Below are 20,172 nucleotides of genomic sequence, written 5' to 3'. Positions count from 1 at the left end.
AAAACTGGACATTTTAAAGTAGCAAAAAGTGGTCAATCTAAAGTAGCGTTGACACAATTAGGGGCGACAAAACAAAATTTTTCTAGCGAGAAAGAGATTGGTCAAAGCAAATAAGCTGAATAATTGCGCCGTATTTTTAGCTAAGCCTTTGTAACGTGCATATTATCATCAAGAAGATCACTGAATAACCCCCTGTGTCAGCATAGTTGTCGCCTGTTAATATTAAGGAGAACACCATGCCGGCAAACCCCGTGCCTATCAATATCAAGCAACAAGGGTTGCTCTGGCTTCAACCTCCGTATAATTGGTCTCACCGGCAAATAGCGAAGAAGCTAGACGTGAGCCCTTCGGTTGTTTCAAGATGGAGAAACGAGTTAATGAGTGATGGCCTGTTATGTGAAGATGAGCAGTTTTTAAAGAATAACGAAGGTTGGTCGCCCGAACAGCGTTTTGCGGTGGTCATTGAAAGCGCAGTGATGTCTGAAATTGAGCTGGCCGAATACTGTCGGCACAAAGGATTGTTTGTTGAACAGGTAAAGGAATGGCGAACGGCTTCGCTCCGGGCTCATGAGCCGAAAGCCTTGAATAATCATAAAGTTGATAAAGTCGTCAAAGAATACAGACAAAAGATCCGTGAACTTGAAAAAGAACTCACCAGAAAAGAAAAGGCGCTGGCGGAAACCGCAGCGCTACTGGTATTAAGGGAAAAGTTCAATGCCCTCTGGGACAACAGCGAGGACGTCTAATACCTCTCCCGGAGCGGCTTAATATAGTTGATATGCTTAGGAATGCGATGAAACAGGGGGCTCGTAAGGCGCAAGCCTGCCAGGTCATTGGGATTTCAGTCAGAACACTGCAACGCTGGCGCAACAATTGTCACAACGCTCCCCTGGCCGACAAACGGTCAACGGCCGTTCGCAATGCCCCCAGCAACAAATTGTCTGATGCTGAACGACAGCGGATCATGGAAATCTGTAACTCACCAGAGTTTTCAAGTTTCCCTCCGAATGTCATCGTTCCGACGCTGGCTGATAGGGGAATTTATATCGCCTCTGAGTCTACGTTTTATCGCGTGCTCAAAGCGAACAAACTGTTAACACCTAGACATCGAGAGAGAAGTTATAAACGTCCAGGCGCACAAAAAACGACAGCACCGAATCAGGTATGGTCCTGGGATAGTAGTTATTTGCCAACACCTATAAAAGGTCGGCATCTTTACCTCTACATGATGATGGACATTTTCAGTCGGAAAATTGTGGGGGCAGACGTTTTTGAACAAGAATCCGGCGAACAGGCTGCAGAGCTACTGCAACGATGCATCTGGAAAGAAAAATGCGCGGGCAAAAAAATCATTCTTCATTCAGATAATGGTGGCCCCATGCGTAGTTATACCCTGTTGGCGAAAATGTACGATCTGGGGGGAATCAGTTCATATTCTCGCCCACGAGTCAGCAATGATAACCCTTATTCCGAATCCTTGTTTCGAACGGTGAAATATTGTCCCCAGTGGCCAGCCGAGGGGTTTACTTTACTCAATGATGCCAGAGCCTGGGTAGCTCAGTTTGTGAACGGGTACAACCTTGAACATAAACACAGTGGTATCAAGTACGTTACTCCAGATGAACGTCATAGGGAGGCAGATAAAGAAATATTAGCTAAACGGAAAGCCATCTATGAATTAGCTCGAGCTAAAAAACCCGAACGTTGGAGCAAAGGCTGTCGTAACTGGAATTTTATTCATGAAGTGATGCTGAATCCGGAAGTAAGTGCTGCATAAAACAGTTTCAAGCGACAACTACATTGACAAACACCGTTTGGCGTCTGTTACACCGTATCTGGCATGACAAAATGGCTGAAAGCGCATTGTTTTAGCTATAAGCAGCCCAAAGCGACGCCGGTTAAAGTGGATGTTGCTCAGCAAGAAGCGTTTATCGCGTCTTATTTCACTTTGCTAGAGAGTGCTCTTAAGAATGAACCGATTGTTTTTATGGATTCAGCCCATCCAACGATGGCCACCAAAGTGGTCTGCGGTTGGATAAGGAAAGGCAAAGATAAGCCGCTGGTCAAAACAGGGGCAAAAACACGGGTTAATGTCATGGGTGCCATTGAATTGAGCACCATGAAGGTTGTCAGTGCCCGTCCTGAGCAGGTGAATTCAGAAACCACCGTCGCTTTTTTTGAGCAGCTCAAAACGGCTTATCCTGATGCACAAAAGATACACATTATTTTAGATAATTCTGGCTATCATTGCCGTCAGCGAGTCAAAGACGCCGCATTAGAGAAGGCTATCGTACTCCATTATTTACCCCCTTATAGCCCTAATCTTAATCCCATCGAGCGATTATGGAAGGTCATGAACGAGCGTGTCAGAAACAACCATTTTTCTCTTCAGCCAAAGAGTTTCGGGCGGCTATAGCCGAATTTTTTGATAGTACATTGGCAAAAATTGCTCCCTTTCTCAGGGGCAGAATTAACGATAATTTCCAAACCATCTAATCCAGACCTTCAAGTTGAATGAGTATACAGATGCTAGCTACACATTTTTCAGTATCAAAGGTCAATTAGGGGCGACAAAACAAAATTTTTCTAGCGAGAAAGAGATTGGTCAAAGCAAATAAGCTGAATAACTGCGCGGTATTTTTTGCCAAGCCCTTGTAGCGCACTTTTCTAAAGTTGAACTGGCATTTTAATACACGGAAGGGGGGTTCTACTTTAGCCCGGATTTTCGCGTTGAGACTTTGCTGATGCCGATGTTTTTCCCATACCTGCTGCTCCTGCCCGGGCAAGGCCAATACCCTCCGTCGGGGGATGTGCCAGATGACCGCACGATGTTGATGTTCACTGCGTCGCATCACGCCTTTATAACCGGCATCACCATGAACAACCTCTTCTTGGCCGTGAAGAAGGTGATGAACTTGCGTTACCTCGGCTACATTCGCCGAGGTTCCTACCAGGGAATGCACCAGACCCGTCTGTGCATCCACACCAATATGCGCTTTCATACCAAAGTAACACTGATTGCCTTTACGGGTGGCTTTCATGTCTGGCTCACGAGTATTTTGCCGGTTTTGAGTTGAACTGGGTGCATCAATAATCGTAGCATCGACAATGCTACCCCGTTTGATAAATAGCTGAAGCGAAGCTAAATGCGTATTAATTTCTTCAAACAGCGCTTCGCTTAAATGATGTTTTTCCAGCCAATGACGAAAATGCAGGATAGTGGGATCGGAGGGAATGGCATCGACACATACCCCCGCAAATTGACGTAATAAGGGGATGTCGTATAACGCTTCTTCCATCGATAAATCAGCATAATTAAACCCATTCTGTAAAAAATAAATCCGCAGCATCACTTCTAACGGTTTCGCCGGTCTGCCGCCTTTAGAGCTTGCCTTCGGATAATGACGACTGAGTTTGGCCAGAATCTTTTCCCAGGGAACTATCCTATTCATTTGCGCTTAAAAGTCGCCTCGTCTCGTCGATTTCGTTTTCATTTCACTATTAACCTAAAAAAATTATTGCTAACAGAATAGACTACTTTTAGCGGTTTTTCAGGGTTTCCATAAATACTAATTTAATATACCAGAGCTAACGATAGTCAAAACCCGTTGGCTCAACCTCTGTAAACCATTAACGCGGGAAGTACTTAGTTGTTGGTATAGTCCTAATTGATTAAATAGAATTAATGGATCTTGCTGCCGTAAATATTGTGGTGTTTTATTTTCAATTGCTGTCAATAATACCGTTAATAATCCACGCACAATACGTCCGTCACTGTCACCATAAAAATGCAGGTTACCGTTATCTAAACGCTGATAACCCAACCAGACTCTATTTTCACATCCTGATAATTCTATCTGGGGTTGCTTTAGTACGCTTGATAATGGCGGTAACTGCTGAGCCAATAAAATAAGTTGACGATAACGATCTTCCCATTGACGATGTACACTAAATCTATTGGCCAAATCAACAGCCGTGATGTCGTAGCCGAAGGGATGTGGGGCTATCATGATGTTTTCTCATTCATTTGAAATAGAACGGTATAGACCTCTTTCGAAACCGTAGTTCGTTATGCGAAGTCAAGGTACAGAGCGCACAGCAACCTCGTTGCCATAAGTACGTGAGGATTGCGCGCACCGGGAAACGCAGGATTCGCATAACGCAGTAGGTTTCGAAAGAGGTATCAACCAACTGCAGGTAAAATACCCATCACAATACCTATCTGAATAGCAATCACCGCCAAACCACAAATAAACACTAATATCAATGCGGGAGAGCCTCCCCATACTTGCTGATCATTTTGGTGCATTTTACGCACTTTCCAAGCCAACGATGACGGCAGTAATAATGCCAGTACTGCCAGTGCCGCAGCAGCAAAACCAAGCGCCATAATAAAGCCACGTGGGTAAAAAAGGGCAAACATTAATGGCGGAAGAAAAGTCATTAGCCCCGTTTGTAAGCGGCCACTTAAGCTATTGCCACGCTTAAACAAATCAGCCAAGTAATCAAACAGCCCAAGAGACACCCCAAGGAATGACGTGGCTAACGCAAGATTAGCAAACAAATTTACCGATAATTGAACACCGGGGGAATCAATTAGCCTGTAGAGCGCTTCAAGCAAACCGTTTAATCCAGCCTGTTGCGCCAAAATACCGATAAAAGTCTGCGAAGGAAGCGCCCCTAAGATGGCAAGTTGCCAAAAAATATAAATGACTAATGGAATAGCACTACCAATAATAAAAACCCAACGTAATGCACGAACATTTCCTCCCATATAACTCACAATACTGGGTACGCTACTATGGAAACCAAATGAAGCAAAAATAATGGGGATTGCTGAAACCACTAATCCCTGCTCCAAGGGCATCGTCATTAGATTATTTTTTTCAACATAAGGCATAATTAATACGAGCATAATAATTAAAAAAATAATTTTTATGCCAAATAAAATACGATTAAAAAAATCAACCGAATGTGTACTAATACACACCACTCCACCAGCCACCACAGTAAACAGTAAGCTAGCATAAGCGGCAGAAAAGGGTTGCTGTGTCCATTGACTGAGGCTCTTCGCCAATAATTCACCCGCCCCACTAATATAAGCAGCGGTAATCGAATACATCAAAAATAACATACTAAAACCGGTGAACCACTGCCAATAAGTACCAAGATAATGCTTAGCTAAAGAGCCTAATCCTTTATCGACCGGAGCGTGTTGGTACACTTCCACCAGCAGCAAAGCGGTGTAGCACATCAATAACCACAGCATGATCAATAATGCTAATGTCACGCCAAAACCGACACCAGCTGCTGCCAGCGGCATTGCCAGCATTCCCGCACCAATAGTGGTTCCCGCCACGATAAAAATACTGCCCAAAGTGCGATTCTTCACTCTGCCCTCTACTTTTTTTTTATTTAACATATATAGAATTTTTATTAGAAGCTATTTTATGCTCGCTAATACTGGATCAAAAACCTGTTCAAACCCTTTTTATTTCAAAATTTATTTTGAGGGTAATTTTGACAACCCCTTTATAAAAGATCCGTTATATTCGGGTTGTCAAGCCCCACAGAGTAGAAGAACGGATGAATCGGGTCAAATAAAATTTACCACAAGAGGTTGACCAAGAAGCGCTTACCAGTTGAATTTTATTACTTCAGCCCTCATGATCCTATACGCGCTATAATCCACAGCTAAAAAGGTAAAATTTGACCTATGGAATGGATCGCCGATCCGACTATTTGGGCAGGGCTAGCAACTCTGGTGGTGCTCGAAATTGTATTGGGTATCGATAATTTAATATTCATTGCTATTTTGGCAGAAAAACTTCCTGTTTCTCAAAGAGATAAGGCAAGAGTCGTCGGGCTACTCTGCGCATTATTGATGAGATTATTATTATTATCTAGCATATCCTGGTTAGCGACCCTGACAGCGCCCTTAATAACCCTCTATACCCATCAATTTAGCGCTCGTGATCTTCTTATGTTGCTAGGAGGGCTATTCTTGCTTTTTAAAGCCACAATGGAGCTCAATGCCAGATTAGAGGGTAAAGACCACCAACATCATCATCAACGTAAAAACGCACAATTTTGGCCAGTGGTCGCGCAAATAGTGGTGCTTGATGCTATCTTTTCGCTAGATTCAGTGATTACTGCTATCGGGATGGTCGATCATCTGACCGTAATGATGGCGGCGGTTATTATTTCTATCGCTGTCATGTTATTAGCCAGCAAGCCTTTAACTTCTTTTGTCAATTCGCATCCAACCATTGTTATCCTGTGTTTAAGTTTTTTATTAACTATTGGTTTTAGTTTGATAGCAGAAGCTTTTGGTTATGTTATTCCGAAAGGGTATCTGTATGCTGCGATAGGCTTTTCGGTCATTATCGAATCACTTAATCAATTCGCCCGATTTAATCGTCGGCGGTTTCTCTCTACCGTAAGACCTTTACGGGAGCGTACCGCCGCTGCAGTACTGCGAATGTTGAGTGGTAAACATGAAGAAGCTGAACTGGATAATCATACCGCTAATCTAATTGCCGACAATACCCGTGAAGGACAGGAAGTCTTTAATCAACAAGAGAGGCGGATGATTGAACGAGTACTGGGGCTAGCACAGCGTACAGTCAGTAGTATTATGACCTCTCGTCATGATGTGGAATATTTGGATCTCAACGATCCACCCGAAAAATTGACGCAATTATTAACAAAAAACATGCATACTCGCCTTATGGTAACTGAAAACAGTTCAACTGATGAGCCTTTAGGTGTCATTCATGTTATGGATTTGTTGAAACAACAGCTTGAAAAAAAACCATTAGATATACGCGCGTTGATTCAGCAACCCTTGATTTTTCCGGAACAAGCTTCCCTATTAATGGCGTTGGAACAATTTCGCCAAGCGCAAACCCATTTTGCCTTTGTAGTTGATGAATTTGGCACCATCGAAGGGATAGTAACGTTAACCGATGTCATGGAAACCATCGCGGGTAATCTACCCGTTGCCGGAGAAGTCCCCGACGCACGCCATGATATTCAGCAAACAGAAGAAGGATATTGGATTGCCAATGGCTACATGCCACTCGAAGATCTGGTGTCATATATTCCCTTGCCGATTGACGAAAAAAGGGAATATCACACTTTGGCTGGTTTACTGATGGAATATACTCAACGTATTCCGCAAGCAGGTGAAAAATTACAAATCGGCGATTACTTATTCGAATCATTAGAGGTCAGTAGTCACCGCATTCATAAAGTCAAAATCACTCCACTTAAGCCAACCGAAAAAGATGAAGACACATAAATGGGAACAGGCGCTAAGAGCCTATTCCAAATCTTCTTGAACGGCGCTCAATTGAGGAAAAAACAAGCGAAAAAACGCGGGTGCCTTTTTTGTACAAAACAAGGCAGTAAATGAGCATTTTGAGCCCATTTTTAACAAAAGACTTCACTCAGTACTCTTTTTCATCCAATCATCAAAGGCTTTTTTGGCTTTTTGCTTTAGACCCTCTTGCAACAATGATTCAATATCTAATTGATATTGTAATTTTTGCCACGAACCATAAATATGCAGCGGTATATCTGTGTTCTGTAATGTTTTAATTAAATCTGCCTTGCCCGGCCAAGCTTGTATCAGTCGCACGTTTAAATTCATATCACATTGTTGCATCGGTAAATTAACCTCTCCATTCCCTTTAAGAGAAAGTAAGGCTGAATCCCCACTGAGATTATTGATGTGCAAGATCCCTTGATGTAACGCGAAATCGGCTCGCAATTGTCGTATCGAGGTCGTAGCAACATAATGCTCTGACATCGGCACTTCATTGATGCGATTTGCAACAGTTTGTTGAATCAGTTGCGGTATATTGATGCCGTGGAGCTGAGCATCTTCCATGACAAATTGGCTATAACCCTGCCAATTTTGATTGAGGGCGTCAACACCAATCCCCTCTGCTGACCATTTTCCCCGAATCGAACCTTTACCTGTTAACAATTTTGGCAGCCCTATAGCCTGGAATAAAGGCCCCAACTCCATCTGATTTAGGTTCGATTCGATAGCTACCTTCATGTTATTACCAGTAACATCTATCGTATAAGGCAGAGAAAAATTACCCTTGAGTGCATTACCCAATAATCGATTGACAACCAACTTACCCTGTTTATTTTCCGCTACCAATTCGAATTTATTAATCGTTATACCCCGGTAAAGTACCCTGTTGGCCATTAAGGTTACACGAGCATTAAAATCACGCAATGGTCTTAAATGAGACTGTTTTTGAAACGCAATAACGGGCGCCATTACCGGCTGCTTGGCTTTTTCTTGCCGATGATTTTTAGATGACTGGCTCTCTAGAAGGGTATCAAGATTGATGTTTTGCGCGGTTAAATTAATTAAATAATGAGGAATATCGCCTAATTCGGCCTGTGCATTCCCCTTAAAGATATTGTCATTAGCGGTAATATCGATTTCTTTCAACATGACAGTTCGAGAAGCCGATTGGTAACTGGCTTGCATGCTCCCTTCTCCGCTAATTCCTGCTACTGGAATATCAGCGCCTTCCAGCCGATAGCTCAATTGATTGACATTAGCATTAACTGTCTGTGGATAATGCTGTAAATCAAGGTCGGCGACGAGAGAAAAAATCAGATCGCGTTGATTACGATTCACTTGGCTAGAAAGTAACACCTTGACGTGATGATTATTTTTTGTCAAATCGAGGTTCAGATTACGGATATTGATTTGTTCATTATTAACTTGTTGCCAAATTAATAAACTATCAACCAATTTTATTCGACTGATATCAAGCTCCCAGCCAAAATCGGCATTAGCAAAATGATTGCTGGCAGCAGTAGTCTCTTTGCTTTTACTCTCCGGAATTAAATTGATCACCGCGGCTTTTAGCATGACTTCTTTAATTTCTAGCCGCTGAAATAGCAACGGCCATAATTTAACATCCAGTCGTATATTCTCTGCGCTCACCATCGGTATTTCTGCACCTAAGGAGGTTAATGTGATCCTACCTGCAATAATGCTCAATTGCGCTCCCACATGCCAACGCAGATTTCCGTCAAAATGGAGTTGATAGCCCATTTTTTTTTTGACTTGTTTCACCATTTCGGCTCGAAAATCATTGGGATTAACCAAAAGCACTAATGTAGCCATACAGGATACTGACATGGTCAACAAAATAATCAGTATCGTCAGTAGTTTTCTCATTACATCCTCATTGCATTGTCTAAAAATCCCACACAAAATAGGCTCTAATGATAAGCCATCAAAATGAATCCTCATCGATACGACTCGCCACAGCACCTTGTTGATCGCGATATTTAGCATTTTGGCGACTATGGTAAGGACGGGCGGCAGAGCCTGAAAGTGGCTCAAAGCTCAGTGCGCCAATAAGCATACCAGGGCGGAGCACCAGCGGTAATTTACCTGAATTGTAGAATTCTAATACGATTTTTCCGTTCCAGCCCGGATCAATACGATGCGCTGTGACATGCACCATTAATCCCAAGCGGGCTAACGATGAACGGCCATCTAACCAGCCGACTAAGTTATCGGGGAGGCACACTGATTCTAAAGTCACCGCCAGTGCTAATTCACCTGGATGCAAAAAGAAAGGTTCACCTTCTGATAAAACAATTTCATCACTCATGACACGCTCAAGCGCCGCGCTCACTTCATCTTTAGGGCCACTCAAATCGATAAAGGCGGCAGTATGAGCGCGAAAAACACGAAACTTATTACCTAAACACACATCAACTGTCGCACCATTAATACGTGATTGTGGCGGGCGGGGCGTAATACTCAATGTCCCCTTATCCAGCCAAGCTTCTATATCACGATCACAAAGCCTCATTAAAAAATTCCTATTTAAATTAAAATATTATTACGTTGATTTTATACCCATAGTCCTTCAGTTAGTACATGACAGAGAATGAGGATCGCTGCCAACGCCGCCGTAACTTCAAAAGCGAAGGGGATAGGCTTTACAAAGTACGGCACGCTATATCAGTTGGGATCACCTCGCCTTGCCAGTACATTTCTGCAGCGATATCAGCCGCTAACTGACGATAGATTTGGCTGAGGTGACTCATTGGCTGAGAGATGACCGTAGGTTCGCCTTGATCTAAATCTTCACGTAAAGCACTATCCAAGGGTATCTGCCCCAGCAGTTTACACTGATATTTTTGGACTAATTTTTCTGCTCCACCGCTGCCAAAAATAGGCTCTAAATGATCACAATGAGGGCAAACATGTCCACTCATATTTTCGATAACACCTAATACTGGGATCTGTACTTTTTGAAACATCATAATCCCTTTTACGGCATCAACCAAAGCGATCTCTTGTGGCGTGGTAACGACTAACACCCCCGTGACCGGAATATTTTGCGCGAGGGTTAATTGGATATCACCGGTACCTGGCGGCATATCGATTACCAGATAATCTACATCAGGCCATAAGGTCTCTTGCAGCATCTGCATTAGCGCTTTACTGGCCATCGGCCCACGCCAAACCGTCGCGTTTTCATCCGTCATTAGATAACCAATAGAATTGCTTGCTAACCCATGCGCCATTACCGGGGTCATGTGCTTACCATCTGGCGATATCGGTCGTTCACCGCTAGTGCCTAACATTTTAGGCACCGATGGGCCATAAATATCGGCATCCAAAATACCTACTTTTGCCCCTTCTTTTTGTAAAGCTAAAGCTAAGTTGATCGCAGTACTAGATTTGCCGACACCACCTTTACCAGAGCTAACGGCCAGAATATTACGGATCCCTGTGATACCTCGTAGGTTGTTGACTCTGCGTAGCGTTGCAACATTATGTGAAAGTCGCCAGTCAATAGCTGTAGCCCCGGTAGCTAATTGCAATTGCTCAGTGGTTTGCTCTTTCAATAAGTTAAAAGCAGAGTGCCATACAAAAGGCATCGTCAATTCAATATGTAATACATTATCGAGTAAAACGAGGTAATCGATGGCATTCAGTTCATGCAAATTTTTTTTCAATGTTGGATGCGTAAAATGACTAAGTATGGTTGAAACCTGTGCTCGTAGCAGGTGAGGGGTACTCTGTTCGCAGAATTTTTTGCTCATCCTGTATTCCTCGAATTTGCCTAAAAAAATAGACACTAGCATAGCAGAACTCTGTTGTGGTAACAGAGCAGAGCGATTATTTTTTATATTTTTCGAAAGCGGTCTATTAAAGGGATTTAATTTTAATTAACTTAATAATATTAGTGATATATTCAATTAATCAACGTCAATTTAGCTTTATTTAAAATAATAATTTATAAAAAATACCGCCAACACTGTCATATTTTTATAAAAATGATTATTTGGCAAGACACACGTTATTGATGTAATCCTGTAACCCGGCGATCTGTATTGTCGCCGTCGCTATATGTTCTCTGAGACTGAAATAATTCCATTCAACGGCGTTAGAAAGTCGGGGGGCGGTAGCATCATCCATCTCGGTGGCTCGGGGAGCTGTGGACAGATCACAGCGGGCGGAGAGGCGCAACCGCTTATCGCCATTAATAAGAGCGAAGCGTAAGCGCTCAATATGAGCTTTTGCATGGGCTAATTCCTCTGTATATTTTTTATCTGTGGCAGTAATGATTTGTTGTTGGTCTTTCATTTTTTTAATATTTTTTGTTGTAGCAAGAAGATCCTCATTTAACGTTGTAATAATATTATTTTTTTCAGCAATTTCTTTTTGATAATGTTTTTCTTGATAAAGGCATCTTCCTTGATAATAAAATAAAAAACCGGTTAGTATTATAATAAATAAGGTCATTAATCGAAAATACATAACGTTGTCTCCTATTGTTGACAGGTAATTTATCGAAAATATCGGGATATACCCTTCGTCTTTGAAGTTGCCGCTAGGCGGCCAGGGTGTGAGACCGATGAGCGTAGACATACTACGTGATTCGGCGAGCACCCGCAGCCAACAACGCGGCGGCTTCAAAGGCGAAGGGTTAAGCCACTAATCGAGGCAAAGGGATCATCACATGACCATCCCTTGTCTCTGCGCTGGCCTGTTCTATGTAGTATTTTACCAATTGGTGAATACTGATGATGACATCAATAACAGCACTGTCATCGGTTACCAAAGGATCACGGGGGATAGCAATGTAATGTTTTGATAAACCTTGGATAGGCATTTCAAGCCCTTCGAATACGAGCTGTAAACGTTGGCTAGAGTTATCGTCGGTAGGGACAAAAGAATGATTCACCACAAAGAGGTTATTTTTAACAAATAAACAGAGAAATTTAAATTTTCTAGCAATAAATAGGCTTTCTGGCTGGCTACCCGCAGGCATGATACATCGCAGAGTTCCTGCATTGCCATGCTCAAGATAGATCACCGGGTAGCGAAATTTTTCGGCCTGGAAAGTAAAAGAGGCATTTTTAGGTTGATCAAACGGGGTAGTTATCAGTAAAGCCGGTACATCAACGTTAACATATTCATCATCAGCAAGCTGGGTCGCCGTATCACTATCCAGAATAAGTAAAGAATTCGTTCGTTGGTACAGCCTTCCCTTCTTCAAGAGAATATTTTCAATTTCTTCGTTTTGATTTATCTTGATTAAGTTAGCATTATTTTCATCATTGTTAGTGAAATAAGCACAATGGGTTTGGTTATTAAAACCAAGATAGTGATCAAGATTGTAGATTGTCTTAATACCCCACTCATTGACTTCAACTGGCATAAACAATTTATCTTTTTTCGTGTGATACCAACCCTGTATATCTTTTTTTATTTTCACCCGTAGTAATTCAGGATAGTGATAATATTGAATGATGTTTTTAATCTGCTGTTTAATCTCTGCGGTATTAACGGTCTGTATAGAAATAAAAGGGAGCGTTATTCCCAATAAGGACATGTCAAAAAATCCATTCGCTTTTTTTATTTGCAATAATAGACCTTCAGTGGTGGTCGCTTTTAGATAGCCATTTTCTTCTGTACTCACTTGGGTAAAAGATAGCGGAGTACCTGATTGTCTATTGAGTACCCGCTTTAATCTGCTCAGACCGGTTTTCTTTAACACTATTTTGTGGAAAAAAGCCCCCACCTCATCTAAAGCAACCGAATCGACGTAGCCTATTTCTTTATTTTTTTCATTCTTGACATCCATTATCCAGGCATTTTTTTGCGTATTACTGTCTATACCAAGATAATTTAATTGCTGGCTGCTATTGTTTGTAGAAAAATTATCAGCAGAAAAATCGCGTTGACAAAAAATAAATTGTTGACTGCTACGATCATACCAAGCGGCAAGCGGCTTTAATCCGTCATTGTCGAGTAAACCGGAAATGGTCAGATAGGGCGCGATATTAATAGGATTTATTTGCCCGGATGGCAATGAAGTGAGGCCTTCTACTCTTTTTGTTAGCTGATCGATATAGCTTTTAAAATAAATCCACCAATCACCATGATCGGTTAACCAATTTTTTCCTACACCGACAAAGGATATGCTTTGATCATCGTACAAACCATATATCAAACCATTGGCGGTATTAATAATGGTATTCTTTATGCTCAACACCTTGTCTTTACCTAAGCCAAAATGACGCAAATCCATTTCTGTCGCCGGCATATTATCCTGCTGAACATACAATTTTTTAAATTTTTGCTCCCTATCGGTAATACTCCAAAAATGATAGTACAGAGTATTCGTTTGTTGCTTACTACCGGTGATCAGGTTTTCATTGATCGCCACCATCGTTGTTCCAGCATGGTTAATGGTATCAGTTGAATTATTGGAAATACTCATCGGCAAATTCACATTGATTATCCCTTTAGCCACAATAGTGCCCATCAATGGCCATATTAATTGATTGCTTATCATAATGACCGTATCGGTTGAAAAATTATGGATGGCTTTTATATTCAGTGCGCGACGCGTCCAGGGATTAAGCTTATCAAGAGGCAGCGTAATAGGCTTGAGAGTAGAATATTGCTGCATAAAGTGGCTTAGGAAATCCAAGTTGAGATCGGTAATCAGTCGATTTTTGATGGTTGATGGTAAACTCAGCGCTCGAGTAAAAATCACCCCTTGCTCAGGTTTCAGGGTGTCGATTTTATATTTTAGAATAAAGCGTTGCTCAATACCCTGCCGTTGATAGCTGTATTCTTGTTCAAAAAAGATAAACCTTTCAATATTTTTTTGATCTGTGATGCGGGTTATTTTTGATCGAGATTGATGTTTAATATTTTCTTGAACCCCCTCTCCTTTATTTTGAACCTCCAACACATCAGGTTGATGGCAAATAGGAAAATAAACCTGTATGAGCTTTTTACTTTCAACTGCCGATACCCAAATAAGATTTCTATAAATATAAAGATGCTGATTATCATCAGCCGTGGATAGCAGTAAATCGCCTTTAAACCAAGCATATGTTTCATCAAAAAAAAGGGTTTCAACATGGCGACGCTGGGTGTTGGCAAACAAAGTGTCCTGCTGATTCTCGGTACGAACAAAATCTTGTGTGCGTAACGAGTAATAAACGTTTTTATTTTCTTCATCACCACGAAGCGTAAAATTTTTTACATAGCTATATAACGGGAAAGCCGTCATTTCAGGGGAAGATTGCAACAATTGAATCAGGTGCATCACTTTATTGGATTTAATCGTTTGAATTTCTTCCGCTATGTTGGCAACGATTTTGGCCACAACACCCTTGCCGTTATCCGATTGTATCTCGGTAATCGATTGCATCTCGGTTAGCATTATCGTGATGTCGGTGACCTCGCGTAAGGATTGAAGGGCTTGCAGAGCGGCAGCATAGTCTGTGGATTTTTTCATCAAGGTAACGGCTTTAACCATCTTGGTGATTTTTTCCGTCATTTTTTTAATATCTTCAATAGCGATGTTTCTCACCGTAGCGATGATCACTTCTCTAAAATAGGCTTTTACCACTTCCGGGGTGATTAACGCTGGATTTAAGCTACGCATTAATTCAGTCGGATCATGAAAATCAATGCTTTCGTTGTCCAATGACAATAGAATATGATCTGCGTCAATTTCGTTAATCATGATGTTGCCGTTTCTATCGGCTATGCCAATACCGCTCGCCATATGAAAGATAAGCTTAGTATTCGCCCGCTGTGTCACATTTAAACAAATGGATCCGGTTTCATCGAAATTATCCGGTAAATTTTTAAAAATCCGGTACCCGCTAGGCGTTTTTTCTACTTCCATAGCAGTAAGATGCTCATGATCAGTGCTGATGACCCATTGTACATTCGGGTTGTTACACACAATGGTGACGTCGGCTTGCCCCCGATTCAACAGCAAGAAAACACTTCCTTTCCCCTGCTCTGGCGCATGAAGAATATAATGCAGGTGTTTTTTGTATAGGGAATCACTGGTTTTCTGCTTTTTCTTAATGCCCGGGGCAATCAAATTGAAATGATCATTGCCTAAATAAACATTGATATCCGTTTTGGTTGCTTGGTAGCGATAGCTTAAACCGGTCATCGCCATCCAACCCAAACCAACAGCGTTATTCATCGGATCAAGAAAAGAAGCGTTTTTATAAAAGGAAAAAATGAAATGCGGATCCTTTTTAGCAAAATAGCGCACCGCATCAAACTCAGCATCTCCACGCCATTTTATCAAATTCGTTTGCCCATATATCGGATCGATTTTTACCCTTGGTGAGGTTGGTAGCATCAATATGTTTGATGCAGCGGTCTTACCTGGTGCACCTGCTGTCGGCACATGGGCAATAGCCACAATCTGATCTTTTTCGATCTCATTCAGCTCACGTAAATTGATATAAGCCTCAGGATCATCAGCATTGGTGAAGTAATCTTCGCCCTGTACGGTTTTTTTGCGTATTTGTGCGCCAATCTCATCAAATACCACCGTCGGTGCTCGCGCATTTTCCAGATGAATCGCCTTGATAACCGCCCCCTGCCAGGGGATCAGCACGTTACCGATCAGGGTAAATCCGCCCTGCTCAAAGCCTTGTTTCAAGTAATTAAAGTACATGCCGGCAAGCCTGGCCTGCGTGATATTGTCAACCATTAACTCTATGCTGCTGGTTAGTGCTTTACTCGTTTCAGAAAGTCCGTAACCGGCAGCGATGACCGCCATCATTTCAGGAAATCCCTGTGCTATTGACAGGTATTTGGTGCTCATAACATCAAAGGTTATTCCCACCACATCAAAGCCAACTCTTGTCAACGCTAGGCTGCTTTGGCGGTAGTCTTCTGCGTTATGGTATTCATAAGCATTAAAAAGAAAGCTGGTGAAACTGATGGCAAGTGCGGCCTCTGTGGTAATGAAATCAAGCGCTTTCATTTCATTAGATTTAGAAATCTTATAAAAAACATTCCAATAGTTATTAATCGGATTTCTATATTTTTCAAATATCCCCATCTCGATGCAGGCATCCAAGAATCGATAAGTGCCTGTGGTAACGGTAGGAATAATATTCAACACACTGGTAAAGTCTGACGCTAAACAAACAAAAACATGCAGTTGCATGGCTTTGCGTAAGATAGAGTCTCCTTCTATCACCAATGGCCCCTCAGTTAAAAAATCAAATAATGATTCGATTGATCCCGGAATATTTGATAATCCCCCTGCACCAGCGAAATTCCCCACAAGTTTAGGTTGCTGGCGCTTATTTTCGCTAAATAAGTAATTCTTTTTGGCGATATCAAGATACTTGTCTGCCTGCTGCCTCATTTCAGCAAAAATAGAATTTTTAGTGGTTACATCAATGATGTTCTGATTATTGGTATTGAGATAGGTGATGGTATAGTTTGCATCTATCGGATCATATTTCAGTTGCGATAATAAGGGCAGCCATTCACCTGCCGCGAGCCGTTGATCCTGCTTCAATATATTGTGGTTCGTACGTTTCCATGCCTGTGTATGCGCATATTTATCGGCACTGCGAATGCTGGCATTAAACCCTTTACTCCAGATTAATTGCCCCGCTCTTTGTATATAATTAATATTTGCATATTCTTTTTGCAAAAAGGCTTGCCGGTTTTCAAGATCAGGGTTTTCCGCGTGACTATTTTGTTGCAGATTCGCTTTCCCATCCAATAGGGAGTATTCATACAGCCTGAATGAGGAGTGACGGGGCAGGGGGTTATTTTTGGGCAAATGGTTCAGCTGACCACAATGCGCTTCAATATTCTGAATGCTGTCAGTCACCTGTTTTAACTGCGTACTTTCATCTGCATCTATGTCAAACAATAAGGCATCTTCAATACTGCCTAAAAAAACCGAACTAATCGCTGCCCTGCTCTTCATTTCTTTACCTATCAGCGCCGCGCTACCATTATGGGTGAAATGCTGATTAAAAAAAGTAAAACGCTTGCCACGTACTCTCGATTGCAAGCGCTTAAAAGCCTGTTGGAGTGCAAAGGGCGTGGCAAAAAGCGCGTTCACAAGCTGATTGAATTGTTTTTCTCCACAAGCAAAATCCAAATCTGCAAACCAGTCTGCGTAGTTTTCAGCTTCTAAACTCTGCTGCAATGCTGTCATCAGTACCGCTATTTTGGCAAGATTAACATCACTGATGATAAGCTCATGGGTCAAATCCCCCATCGCGGCGATCAGCACCATGCTCTCAGCCGCCATGATCACCACGCCATTTTGCCCCTTTTTTAATATTTCAGCGGCGGTGGTTTTGTCTAGCCAGCCATCTAATTTTTCAGGACTATTCATCCATTCTGGTCGTTTTTCTGGATGAACGATCGGCATTTCTATCACAGAGCCGAGGCCAAAGGATTTTTTATTCAATGGGGTGATCACTTTATGGCGCATCAGCATACTCTCCCCCAAGGGGAGTGTTAAATAAGATACGGTTGCTCCAGCAGCGCCTTTGCTAGCGAGGGTTTCTGTGTCATTTTCTGCTGACAGGCTCCAATGGATGTTTGTTTCTTCTACCAAGGGCAGCGCTTTGATGGCAGGCAGCGCGCCTTTCCATTTCCGCCCCATCATATCGACAGTAAAGAGATGCTCCTGCACCACAATGCGCTTTAGCTGTATTTTAGGGACACTGTGTTCAAAGGCATGAAAAAACGCTTTAATCGAAAACCTATTGCTGCTTTCTCCTGCCATTATTGGCTGACAAGCCAGCAGGTTTACCTGCTCTAGCGTCGTTCGATGAACCAGTAGGGTACTTTTTAGTAATTCTATAATTTTAAGCGTACTGAGGAGGGTAATTGGCTTAGCATTGCCGATCAAAAAAATATTTTTCCCGCTTGCTAAGTTAGCCGTACTGCCCACTGCGGTACCACTGCGATAAATTAATCGGTTATTTGCTGCATCATAGCGATACCAATCACTGTTATCCGCGTTTTGATGATATAAAAACTGAGCTGCTTTTTGCGTAATCAGATCATCCATGAGTTGTATAATGTACAGCCCCGCATACTGAGGCTGATTACTCAGCGGCGCCAAATACCGCATCGGCCCCATAAGACGAGATTGCGCTGCCTCTTCGGTTAAAAAAGTTGCAGCCTGGAAGGAAGGAGTAAAATGCTTTTGAAAAAAATAGATACTGGTCGGTAACAGCTCCTTGCCCTCTTTATCCGATACCCGCGTGAGGATCCCCTTTAACTGTTGGGCATAAACCGCATTATAGGCCGATGTTGCTAAAAGCGCAGAGGTCGCAGGCTCTGCTTGGCTCAGAATATCCCACCGGTAATGCATAAGTGCTTTGGCTTTTATTTGCAAGCCACTGCTCTGCAAAGCCGCCTTAACACTGACTATTTTTTCTTGTATCGAAGCACATTTAAGTGTTTTCCCATCATGCAAATGATATTGCCAGATGATGTCGTAGGCTTTTGCCAAATTTTGTAGCAACTGAGTGATAAATGGATTGCCTTTTTTCCCCTCCACCTCACTGCCTTTTTGCGCGGCCAACGCCCTAACATTGCTATCAGCGTAAGAAAACTGGAAATAAGCATCTATTTTGACATCACCTAAGCCGATAAAAAGAGGGATATCCTGTTGCTTGGATTTTTCAATCACTTCCTGTATAGCGGCTTCGGTTGCTTGACCAAGATCATCATTTTGATAACTTTGCACCCGATTTATCGTGCGTCCTGGCATGACGGCGTCTTTGCCCAATTCATCCAAAATGAGCCTAGCAATGATCGCCTTGCTTTGCGTCCCTTGCGGATCTTCTGGCGTTGCCTGGATCAAATGCGCGAATAAGTGGCTATTAATTGCTGGCAGTAAATCGGTAGTTAAATAAATACCGCCATAATTATTCAAAATATTTAGCGCCAGTATATCGCTGGCAGCAGCCAAATGCCCTCGTAGTGCCAGTTCTCTCAGGTAATATGTGTCACTGGTATAGTGAGATGATCGATACAAAAATGAAATATTGGCTTTTACTGCTGGATTGATTTTTTTTAAATAGTCCCAGGTTTCTATAAGATGGTTTTTGTTGGCATCACGGCAATCCGTCAGCTCAGCGCGTTCTCCTAAACCCTGCTCGATACAAAAATTTATCACGCACTCATCAAAGGATAATGCGCTTTTCCCCTCTGTATTTTTGCTGCTTTTTGCTAAAAAATAATGATAAAAACGATCTTGCCACTGGAAAAGAAGCTTGGCAAAAGACTGCTGTGCATCGCCTAATACCTCTCGACTCGCCTGTTTTTGTAAACGTATTGACAATTCTTGTGCCAAAATCGCGTCTCTATCCGCCCATAGTTTTATCAAATAGTCTGGATTGTTTTGTATCCAAAGATTGATGTAGTCTCGTTGAATGTCGGTGATTTTGCTCAGGCAGATAAAATGTATGATTTTCGGAGCGGTTTCCATGATGGCGTTTTTACGCGCAGAAAGCCTTTGTGATAGGAAAGGGTTATAACGTCCTTCATTTTTTTTATTTTTAATAAATATCCATTTCGTCAACGAGTTCATCATATCAAACAACAGTTTGGTTTCTTCTGATGGCGATAGGTTTTCGCTTAAGGATAAATAATCATTCCTGGCTTTTATAAATCCGTAGTAATAGTTTTTTTTATTATATTCAGACTGATCTACAGTAATGTTTTCGAGCTGTTTGATGATTTCTTCCCTTTGCATGACTGCTCCTTATAGAGAATGGCAAGCACCACACCGCGTAATGCAGAAATTCCCATCACGCAGTAGGTTTTAATGGTTTTTA

At 42.0% G+C, this 20,172-nt stretch carries 9 protein-coding genes and 2 pseudogenes; 3 read left to right on the top strand and 8 right to left on the bottom strand.

The window, feature by feature from the left end; all coding sequences use genetic code 11:
- Positions 1-236 precede the first annotated feature (236 nt).
- Both AACL30_RS15685 and AACL30_RS15680 read left to right on the top strand, forming a co-directional pair.
- A protein-coding gene (locus AACL30_RS15685; RefSeq protein ID WP_339057289.1) for an IS3 family transposase occupies positions 237-1,777 on the top strand; the annotation gives its coding sequence in 2 pieces (ribosomal slippage) (positions 237-711 and positions 711-1,777; 1,542 coding nt in all).
- Positions 1,778-1,822: 45 nt separating this feature from the next.
- Positions 1,823-2,416: pseudogene (locus tag AACL30_RS15680) on the top strand (IS630 family transposase); the annotation flags it as partial.
- A 145-nt stretch (positions 2,417-2,561) separates the two neighbouring features.
- Here the strand turns inward: AACL30_RS15680 and AACL30_RS15675 are convergent.
- The 3 genes and pseudogenes from AACL30_RS15675 to tyrP all read right to left on the bottom strand — a co-directional run bounded on the left by AACL30_RS15675 (position 2,562) and on the right by tyrP (position 5,392).
- Positions 2,562-3,494 (bottom strand): annotated as a pseudogene (locus AACL30_RS15675) (IS5 family transposase).
- Between the two features lie 75 nt (positions 3,495-3,569).
- On the bottom strand, positions 3,570-4,010 hold the full coding sequence (gene csdE, locus AACL30_RS15670; RefSeq protein ID WP_339057288.1) for a cysteine desulfurase sulfur acceptor subunit CsdE: 441 nt from the start codon (positions 4,008-4,010) through the stop codon (positions 3,570-3,572).
- Between the two features lie 173 nt (positions 4,011-4,183).
- Entirely contained in the window at positions 4,184-5,392 is a 1,209-nt protein-coding gene (tyrP, locus tag AACL30_RS15665; RefSeq protein WP_339057287.1) for a tyrosine transporter TyrP, read from the bottom strand.
- A 324-nt stretch (positions 5,393-5,716) separates the two neighbouring features.
- Between tyrP and AACL30_RS15660 the strand changes: the two genes are divergently transcribed.
- Positions 5,717-7,303 carry a TerC family protein gene (locus tag AACL30_RS15660; RefSeq protein ID WP_339057286.1) on the top strand — a complete coding sequence of 529 codons (1,587 nt, stop codon included), beginning with the start codon at positions 5,717-5,719 and terminating at the stop codon, positions 7,301-7,303.
- 144 nt (positions 7,304-7,447) lie between these two features.
- On the opposite strand, the gene asmA is transcribed toward AACL30_RS15660, so the two are convergent.
- From asmA to AACL30_RS15635, 5 genes are all read right to left on the bottom strand, one after another.
- A complete protein-coding gene (gene asmA / locus AACL30_RS15655; protein ID WP_339057285.1) occupies positions 7,448-9,217 on the bottom strand; it encodes an outer membrane assembly protein AsmA in 1,770 nt (589 codons plus the stop codon).
- Positions 9,218-9,275: 58 nt separating this feature from the next.
- The gene (dcd, locus tag AACL30_RS15650) at positions 9,276-9,863 is read right to left on the bottom strand and encodes a dCTP deaminase (RefSeq protein WP_176487951.1); all 588 of its coding nucleotides are present in this window, start codon (positions 9,861-9,863) and stop codon (positions 9,276-9,278) included.
- A 130-nt stretch (positions 9,864-9,993) separates the two neighbouring features.
- Complete coding sequence (gene apbC, locus AACL30_RS15645; RefSeq protein WP_339057284.1) at positions 9,994-11,106, bottom strand: iron-sulfur cluster carrier protein ApbC; 1,113 nt, start codon at positions 11,104-11,106, stop codon at positions 9,994-9,996.
- 238 nt (positions 11,107-11,344) lie between these two features.
- On the bottom strand, positions 11,345-11,824 hold the full coding sequence (locus tag AACL30_RS15640) for a lysis protein (protein ID WP_339057283.1): 480 nt from the start codon (positions 11,822-11,824) through the stop codon (positions 11,345-11,347).
- A 169-nt stretch (positions 11,825-11,993) separates the two neighbouring features.
- Entirely contained in the window at positions 11,994-20,090 is an 8,097-nt protein-coding gene (locus tag AACL30_RS15635; RefSeq protein WP_339057282.1) for a TcdA/TcdB catalytic glycosyltransferase domain-containing protein, read from the bottom strand.
- Between the last annotated feature and the right edge of the window lie 82 nt (positions 20,091-20,172).

The sequence above is a fragment of the Candidatus Regiella endosymbiont of Tuberolachnus salignus genome, assembly GCF_964020115.1.
GTDB classification, from domain to species: domain Bacteria; phylum Pseudomonadota; class Gammaproteobacteria; order Enterobacterales; family Enterobacteriaceae; genus Regiella; species Regiella insecticola.
The sequence above is the reverse complement of the archived record's forward strand: the minus strand, read 5'-3'. Positions and strand labels throughout refer to the sequence as shown.